This is a genomic window from Rhizobium metallidurans, assembly GCF_014196505.1.
In the GTDB taxonomy this organism is placed as follows: Bacteria; Pseudomonadota; Alphaproteobacteria; order Rhizobiales; family Rhizobiaceae; genus Rhizobium; species Rhizobium metallidurans.
The window spans coordinates 144,253-152,540 of the sequence record NZ_JACIDW010000012.1; the positions used below are offsets into that span (position 1 = coordinate 144,253).

Consider the following 8,288-nt stretch of genomic DNA (forward strand, 5'->3'; position numbering starts at 1 on the left):
TCATCGTTCCACGGCAGCCGATCTCAAATTAAGTGCCAAAATCGAAACCAGAATCTCAAACTAATTGGCAAATCTCAAATTAGGTGCCGCGCTATCTTGTTGAAATTATTGCGTGCGGAGTCTCGCGATTAAGTGCAAACCGACAAACGTCTCGGAAATTGATAATCGTCAGTTCCAAATGAGGGTCTCTTCCAGACCTTTTACTTGTCCTAAACTTTGAACATCCATGATTTCGCATATGCGGAAAAATTATCGCAAGTCCATGACGCAACCAGATCCACACGACAAATACGCTGTCAAGACTTTCGGCTCTGCGAGCAACCCAATGGTTTTTGCTCATGGACTGGGGTGCAATCAGACGATGTGGAAGGATGTTGCGCCTGCATTTCAGGGCACGCATCAGATCGTAATGTTCGATCTCATGGGTTTTGGCGATTCGAATACAAGCTGTTTCTCTTATGAGCGATACCAGTCCCTGGAAGACTATGCTGATGACTTTATCGAAGTAGTCGAGGAAACTTGTTCTGAGCCGGCAGTGTTCGTAGGTCACTCGGTGAGCGCGATGATCGGGGTATTGGCTGCATGCAAACGGCCTGACCTCTTTCGAAACCTGATCCTCATTGGCCCTTCGGCTTGCTACCTGAACGACGGCGAAAACTATCTCGGAGGGTTCGAGAAACAGGATATCGAAGGGCTGATCGACGCCATGCAGTCCAACTATCTCGGTTGGGCGGGTCAAATGGCACCCGCGATCATGGGTAACTCCGAGCGTCCAGAACTGACGGACACGCTGCGCGAGAGTTTCTGCAGAACGAACCCAGAGATCGCTAGGCATTTCGCGGCTTTGACCTTCTGGAGCGACAACCGATCAGACCTGGCAAAGGCTTGCACACCGGCGCTGGTCTTGCAGTGCGCCGAAGACGTCATCGCACCGGTCGAGGTTGGCAAATATGTGGCCGATCAAATGCCGAATGCGACCTTTGTTCAACTCAAAGCAACGGGACATTGCCCACACGTCAGTCATCCGGCTGAGGTCATCCAAGAGATCGAACGATATGTCGGGTCAGCAAACTCTCATCTCTGAGGCATACAATAGCGAGGCTGACTGGAACGATGCCCCGTGTGCGTTGGTAGTCGTTGACGCCAACTTTTGTATCCTGCGCGCCAACGCCTGTTTCGGCGGACTGACCGGCGCGTCCGAACGTGAGATGATCGGCGAGCGAATTAGCCGGAAATTTACGACCGCAAGTCGGCTCTATCTCGAGAGTGTTCTCATTCCGCTTCTGCACATTGAAGGGCGCTGCCACGAGGTCGCACTTAGTGTGCAGGGAAACGCCGAGCCATCGCCGGTTTTGGTCAACATCTCGTTGCGCAACCACCTGGGTCCTCGGGTTTACGATGTTGCGCTTTTTCCAGCTTCTGCTCGGCGCTCGTTTGAAGAGCAACTCGTGGGCCTGAGACAAGATTCCGAACGCCGTGCATCATGGCTCGCACAGCTTGAAAAGCTGTCTGGCGTTGGCGCCTGGACTTATGAAGTCAGAACCGGCCGACTGTTGTGGTCAGACCGGGTCTACGAGCTCTACGGGGTGCCGCATGGTGCTCAAGTGACATTGGAAATGGCACTGGAGCCTCTTTCTGCGGATGTTCGCCAGGGCATTGAATCTATCACAAAGGATCCTGAGCTGTGTGTTGAGCCCATCGTGCAGGAATTCGATTTTCGCCATCCCTTGGGACAGGTGCGCCGCTTCAAAATCGCCGGGCAGTACAGCCTGAACCATCAAGGCGAGCCCGTGATACAGGGTGTCCTCCAGGATGTGACCGAGGCCCATAATCGCCAGGTTGATCTATGGAATGCCGCCCACATCGATCAGATGACAGGTCTTGGAAATCGGTACCTGTTCAACGCAGAGCTGGGACGCAGAGCAGGAACTACGCGAACGGTTGAACCATTCAACTTGATGGTACTTGACCTCGATGGCTTCAAAGCCATCAATGACACGTTTGGTCATCATGCTGGCGACGCAGTCCTGCGGACGATTGGCCGAAGGATCAGCAAGCTGGGGTCGTCGATGACCTTTCGGCTCGGCGGCGACGAGTTTGCCGTGATCCTCGAACGGCACCACGGCGCGGATACCGCTGACAATTTTGCACGCCGGTTGCTGTCGGAAATATGTCGACCGATCGACATTGGCAGACAGGACGTCAATGTCAGTGCGTCGATAGGCATCTCGGCATTTCCAACTGATGGCAAGGACAGTGACGCTATTCTTCGCGCCGCCGATTTCGCCATGTATGCAGCAAAGAATTCCGGCAAGAACAGTTACGCTCACTACCGCCCACAACTGGGCGAGCGAACATAGCTGGTTGCCACAACGGCCGGTCATGAAGATCCGGTTGCACTACCAACTGATAAATAGCTGATTTTACTCCCGTTGTGGGGAAGGGGCTCCAATGCATCTCATATCGACGAAACTCGAACGCGCGAAACTTGCGTCTCTCGAAACGATCTCCGCGAACATTATGATTGCGGACGAAAAGTTGAACATCCTCTACGTGAACGGTGCGACACGCAGGTTGCTTGAAGCCGCCGAGCATGAAATGCGAGCAGAACTGCCGCAGTTTTCCATGGCAAAACTGGTCGGTTCGAACATCGACATCTTTCATAAAAATCCGCAGCATCAGAGGAAGATGCTGGGTGCTTTGAAGAGTAGGCACGACGCCACGATCAAGGTGGGGTCACATGTCTTCGATCTGATCGTCACGCCCTTGAAGACCGGTGAGAAGACGGTTGGCTATGTCGTCGAGTGGGCTGACGCGAAAGCGCGGATTGAAAACACCGATTTCCGCAACCAGCTGAGAGCCATCAGCAGAGCTCAGGCGGTGATCGAGTTCAGGCCAGACGGCGAGATTATCACGGCCAACGAGCATTTTCTAAATGCCATGGGTTACGGCCTCGAAGAGCTCAAGGGCAGAAACCATCGGATGTTCTTATCCAGCGGATCTGACGGTGATGCAGAATATGAGGCAATGTGGTCAGATCTCAGATCTAACAAGCCAATGCTTGGCGACATCGTCCGTTATGGCAAAGGAGGGCGTCGCGTTTACCTAAACGCCTCTTACAATCCGATCACCGACGACAGCGGTCGCGTGGTGAAAGTGGTCAAATTTGCCAACGATGTCAGTGATCGTGTGTCTGCGGTGACGCAAATTGCAGACGCACTCCAGAAGCTTGCCAACGGGGATCTGGATTGCAAGATCGCCTCGACTTTCTCCGGCACCTTCGAGCCGATGCGCAGCAACTTCAATGAAACGGTCGACCAGCTTTCATCAGCACTCGGCGCCGTTTCCAGGTCCGCAAGCGTAATCGAGATGGGGGCGAGGGAAATCGCACAAGCTTCGAACGACCTGTCGCGTCGCACGGAACAGCAAGCAGCCGCACTCGAGGAGACAGCCGCAGCGCTTGATGAAATCACGGTTAATGTCGCCAATGCCTCAAAGCGGGCCGATGAGGCGCGATCTGCGACGGAAGACGCTAGCCGAAGCGCCCGCCATTCTGCTCAGGTCGTTACACAAGCCATCGGTGCTATGGACAAGATCGAGCAGTCCTCGAAGGAAATATCGAACATCATCAGTGTCATTGATGAAATTGCGTTTCAGACCAACTTGCTTGCTCTTAATGCCGGCGTTGAGGCTGCAAGAGCGGGTGAGGCAGGTAAGGGCTTTGCTGTTGTTGCCCAGGAAGTCCGCGAACTTGCCCAACGCTCGGCGAAGGCCGCCAAGGAGATCAATCAGCTGATCAAAAGTTCCTCGGACGAGGTCAAGACGGGGGTTAAGTTGGTGGCTGATACGGGCGTCGCGCTCGAGGGTATCCAGAACAATGTCGCGAGCGTCAACGAGCACATGACTGCCATCGCTGGCGCAGCAAAAGAGCAGGCGATCGGGCTGTCGGAGGTGAACAGTGCCGTCAACCAACTCGATCAGGTAACGCAGCAGAATGCCGCGATGGTGGAGGAGTCCACGGCAGCCAGCAATGCTCTCCTCAACGAGACTGAGGGTCTGCGACAGTCGCTGTCGCGCTTCGGGAAAAGTCCGGCAGAGATGGCAGCGATTCGCCGAACACCTCGATTGGCTGCGTCCAGCAGGTAGCAACGCGCATCGGCTTCTGGAGGAGTTAAAGCCACATTGCTATATCGCTCGCGAATTGTTGGTCGAGGTTGTTTGTTCAGACCAGTCTGATGTCAGCGGAGAATCGCGTTCCGGCGTCGGAGTGGAACTCGTAACTTCCATCGAGTTGCCGAACGGATCCATCTACGAGTCGCGTGCCAGTCCCAAGCGAAACCGCACTGACGTCGAAGCCCACACCTTCGTCGCTAATGCTCAGGCGACTTTTCTCAAACTCGTCTTGTGTCGTCAGGGTAACTGACAAGCTTCCCTCTTCACCGGTAGGATATGCGTACTTGATGGCATTCGTCACAACTTCATTGACCAGCAAGGCAAGCGCTGTCGCCTTATCAGCTGCGACCGGTTGAGATTGTAGATCGAATTCGACACGTAGCTTTGCGTCATGGGCGGATACTGCGCTGCAGACGACAGCGCGGATCAGTTCCGCTGCATCAATCTCCGCATATGCATCGTGTTTATAGATTTGCTCGTGAACCGCGATCATCGATTTGATCCGACTGTTGAGGGCATCAAAGCCCTCGGATCCACGCATCTGAAGACGGACCAGCGACATCACGGATTGAAGGTTGTTCTTCACCCGGTGATGGATTTCACGCAAAAGCATCTCGTTGGATTCGAGCGCTTTGGCGAGCTGCGCCGATTGCTGCTCTTGTGCTCTTAAGAGATGCAGGATCCACCAAGCAGCAACGGCAGCACCGCCGATGATCATGATGGCGACTACTCCCAACATCAGCAGCGTCTGCCGGAACGGTTGGATGAGAAAGTCGTAGTCTGCGGCCGCCACGGCGACGAAGGGGCTGCCTTCTACCCGCCGATACGCCACCAGACGCTTTACACCGTCCATTGGAGAGGCATCCGCGAAATATGTCCCCGACGGCGCTTCCTTCAGATGTTCCGTGAAGAGGACGTAGCCGGACATGTCCAAAGTCGTTGCGGGCAGAGGGTAGCGCGCCACCAGCATGCCGTCATCGCGAACAAAACTGATGGCATAGTCGCCGCCGAGATCCACTGTTTCCCATATTGGCCGCGTGATGCTCGCAGGAACGGACACCATGATGGCGCCCATGAATCTACCTTCTCGCACGATGCGTCGACTGAATACAAAAATTTGGTCGCCGTTGAGACGGCTGATGAGGAGGGAGGAAACATACTCTGTCTGTCCATCCCTGACGGCTGTGAAGTAGTCCCGATCCGTGATGTCGACGGGCTTGATCTCGGGGTCGGTCGAATAAAGCGTTCGGCCTTCAGCATCGACAACATAGGCCTGAACGCCGCTCGGCAATCCTTGGGTCGCCACGTCCATATCACGGATATTGCCGTCGAACCTCAGATCCGTTAGGCGAAGTGCATCGTCAATCCGGCGAGCCGTCTGCGTACCCATCTGATGGATCCAAGACACATGGCTTGCGACGATTTTTACAGATGCAACGGCGCGCTCTTCGGCCCGGTTGATCGTTGCAAAATAGGATTGTGCGGCCCACGTACCGAGTATGGACAATAGCGCGACCAGAGCCGCCGCGGTGGCAACCGCTGCGACCTTCGACACAGATCGGGTAGATTCGCCTGTTGTCACCTCCCATCCTCCCGATGTGGTCCGGTTGATGAATTCTGAACACAGCTAACGAGACGGAACATAAAGATCAACGGAAATCCAGACAGCTCAGTCGGAGAGCGAGACCGGTGTGTTGTCAATCCAGTTATAGGCCGCCTGGACCAGGTCGAGGTCGGATGCGTAACTGACCGCTGCAGTTGCGACGACCATTTGGGCCGCGGCATCTGCCACGTCACGGCGGTTGCGATCATCGGCCTTGAGAACAATTTCCTTTAGATCGTCTGCATCTCCTCCTGCGGCGTAGAACAGGCCGATTGCTGCCGTCATAAGCCTCTCCCGCTTGTCCGGGGTGAGGGCCACCTCCCGCAAAGGGTCCAGCGCTCCCAAGCGTTCTACGATGCGGTTTTGCAATTCACTCATCTATGCTCCCTCATCCACATGGCTAATCCATCAACCGAGCAGCGCGGCCGCTGCGCCGTTGGGCACTGTTGTAGTATCGCGATGCCTGCTGAACGGATCGATGCCTTGACTGCTCCATCGCTTCGGGCAAAGGAATCCCACGATTGGCGGCTTCTGTCAGGTAGCCGGATCGCAGCCCGTGAGCCGAAAACTCCGCCGGATCGAGGCCAGCTAGGTCAGCCCGATGCTTGACGATGTCATTGATTGCCTTCGGGTCCAGCGATCGCCGCGAAACATTGCCCCACCGATCAATCGCCCTGAAGACACTGCCCTTGTCGATTTTTGCAGCCGCAAGCCATGCGTTCAGCGCATCGACCGGTCGACCGCTGATGTAGACCACTTCATCACCGTCGGCGCCGCTGGTCTTCGTGCGACCGAGATGAATAGAACGAGAGAGCAGGGGAGGGGCCTCGTCAATCTGGATCGGCTCTTCCGGCTGCAGCTGCTCTATCTTGAGGCCCGCGATTTCGCTGCGCCGCCGGCCGCCCGAGGCAAAGGCAACCATCAGGATTGCCTTATCCCGGACATCGCGCAGGCTGTAGGTCCGGCAGGTACCAATCAGCTTCTGCAGGACATCGCCTGTCACGGACTTCGCACTTTTGCGCTTCCTCGGTCGCGGCGTCGCACGCACCGCAAGCCGGATGGCGGATTTAAGGGCAGGGGAGGTGAATGAACCCTGCAGCCCACGCCATTTGGTCAGCGTCGACCAGGTGGCAAGGCGCCGGCGTACGGTGTCAGGCGCATGGGGACCAGATGATCGAAGAAAGCCCTGGAGACGAAGCTTGTTCTCCACGTCCGGCGGCATGCCGTGGTCCGGATCTGTCAGGCGTTTCTGAGGATCCCACAGGTGATGGGCGACAAACTTTAGCAGAAGTGCTTCTGGCGCAGGCCAGGGAGGAGATCGACCGATGGCTGCCAGCGACCAGGCCTGAAGATAGGCCAGATCGGAGGTCAATGCGCGAAGCGTATTAGCACCCATGCCTTCGTTGACGAGATGCCGCAGCGTCTCGATATCTTGATCCGTCAGCAGCTCGGCGAGTTCGTCACGCCGCTCCATCGGCAAGACGGACGCGATGGTATCGAGCTCTTCCACGCGGCGCGCGAGTGTGTCGCTGCTGGAAAGGGCGTTTGGAGCTTTCCTCGTCATCTTGTACTTCCAGATTCTTTGGAGCGTTTGCAAATGTTCCGGAAAGCCCGTATATTCCGGAACAAGGAGATCTGCCATGACGTCGATTGTGACAGCAGCTGCGGTTTCGAAGAATTTCGGCGCCTACCAGGACGTGGCCGTGCGAGAGCCGGTGATCATCACCAAGAACGGCCGGCCGCGCACAGTGCTCATGGCCTATGAAGATTACCTTCGCCTCGCCAAGCGGGACCGTCGGGTCGATCTGACGGCTGCGATCAGTGACGACGAGCTTTCCGCGATCGAGGCTTCGACGATGGAGCCTGCCCTGGATCATCTCAATGCCGAACTGCTGATGGACAAGAATGCTGCCGACTGAACCCAAGGTCGGCTGGGTCTTTCGCTATTCCTATCTCTGGCACTGGCAGCATCTGGACGGACGAGAGGAGGGGGACAAGGATCGCCAGGCTCTCGTGCTGGCCATTGTTGCAATGCTTGAGGACGGGACACCTGCGGTTCGTGTCCTGCCGATCACCCATTCCCCGCCATCCGATCCTCGAGATGCGATCGAAATCCCGCCAGCCACCAAGCGCCGCCTCGGTCTCGATGATGAGCGGTCGTGGATCGTTCTGAGCGAAAGCAATCGCTTCGTCTGGCCGGGGCCTGACGTTCGCCCTGTTGACAGCGAGAGCGGATATTACGGGCCATTGCCACCGGCCATGTTCGAAGAGGTGAAGCGCCGATTTGTCGAACTCGCCCGAAGCCAGCGTCACAAGGCCACCGTTCGCAGCGATTAAGCAGTTCTTCATCCTGTTGTTAGCCCTCAAGTTCGGCGCGTCCAGCGGTCGTTGCCGCCGTGATTTGCCATGAATCTAAGTGTCGGCATTCTTAATCGAGTGGATTCTATCTCACTGATTTCTCAGGACAAGGGGTTTTCCAATTTCGCCGGACTCGCCCTAATTCTCCGGACTC

Annotated in this window: 8 protein-coding genes; 5 read left to right on the forward strand and 3 right to left on the reverse strand. The window is 56.1% G+C overall.

Annotation, left to right across the window (positions count from 1 at the left end; genetic code table 11):
- The first annotated feature begins 226 nt into the window (after nucleotides 1–226).
- The 3 genes from GGQ67_RS17585 (at nucleotide 227) to GGQ67_RS17595 (ending at nucleotide 4,146) form a co-directional block, all read left to right on the forward strand.
- On the forward strand, nucleotides 227–1,084 hold the full coding sequence (locus GGQ67_RS17585) for an alpha/beta fold hydrolase (RefSeq protein WP_425503795.1): 858 nt from the start codon (nucleotides 227–229) through the stop codon (nucleotides 1,082–1,084).
- Nucleotides 1,056–2,360 carry a sensor domain-containing diguanylate cyclase gene (locus GGQ67_RS17590; protein ID WP_183901421.1) on the forward strand — a complete coding sequence of 435 codons (1,305 nt, stop codon included), beginning with the start codon at nucleotides 1,056–1,058 and terminating at the stop codon, nucleotides 2,358–2,360. The genes GGQ67_RS17585 and GGQ67_RS17590 overlap by 29 nt, the downstream gene beginning before the upstream one ends.
- A 91-nt stretch (nucleotides 2,361–2,451) precedes the next feature.
- Nucleotides 2,452–4,146, forward strand: coding sequence for a methyl-accepting chemotaxis protein (locus GGQ67_RS17595; RefSeq protein ID WP_183901422.1), 1,695 nt, complete (start codon nucleotides 2,452–2,454; stop codon nucleotides 4,144–4,146).
- Between the two features lie 76 nt (nucleotides 4,147–4,222).
- Here GGQ67_RS17595 and GGQ67_RS17600 read toward each other — a convergent pair whose 3' ends face one another.
- The 3 genes from GGQ67_RS17600 to GGQ67_RS17610 form a co-directional block, all read right to left on the reverse strand.
- The gene (locus tag GGQ67_RS17600) at nucleotides 4,223–5,755 is read right to left on the reverse strand and encodes a histidine kinase dimerization/phosphoacceptor domain -containing protein (protein ID WP_183901423.1); all 1,533 of its coding nucleotides are present in this window, start codon (nucleotides 5,753–5,755) and stop codon (nucleotides 4,223–4,225) included.
- A gap of 87 nt (nucleotides 5,756–5,842) precedes the next feature.
- A complete protein-coding gene (locus GGQ67_RS17605; RefSeq protein ID WP_183901424.1) occupies nucleotides 5,843–6,154 on the reverse strand; it encodes a hypothetical protein in 312 nt (103 codons plus the stop codon).
- 22 nt (nucleotides 6,155–6,176) lie between these two features.
- Nucleotides 6,177–7,340 (reverse strand): site-specific integrase, encoded by a 1,164-nt coding sequence (locus tag GGQ67_RS17610; RefSeq protein WP_183901441.1) that lies wholly within the window; start codon nucleotides 7,338–7,340, stop codon nucleotides 6,177–6,179.
- 76 nt (nucleotides 7,341–7,416) lie between these two features.
- Between GGQ67_RS17610 and GGQ67_RS17615 the strand changes: the two genes are divergently transcribed.
- Nucleotides 7,417–7,695, forward strand: coding sequence for a type II toxin-antitoxin system Phd/YefM family antitoxin (locus GGQ67_RS17615; RefSeq protein ID WP_183901425.1), 279 nt, complete (start codon nucleotides 7,417–7,419; stop codon nucleotides 7,693–7,695).
- A complete protein-coding gene (locus GGQ67_RS17620) occupies nucleotides 7,682–8,113 on the forward strand; it encodes a plasmid maintenance toxin (PemK-like) (RefSeq protein WP_183901426.1) in 432 nt (143 codons plus the stop codon). Before GGQ67_RS17615 ends, GGQ67_RS17620 begins: the two co-directional genes overlap by 14 nt.
- Nucleotides 8,114–8,288: the final 175 nt, after the last annotated feature.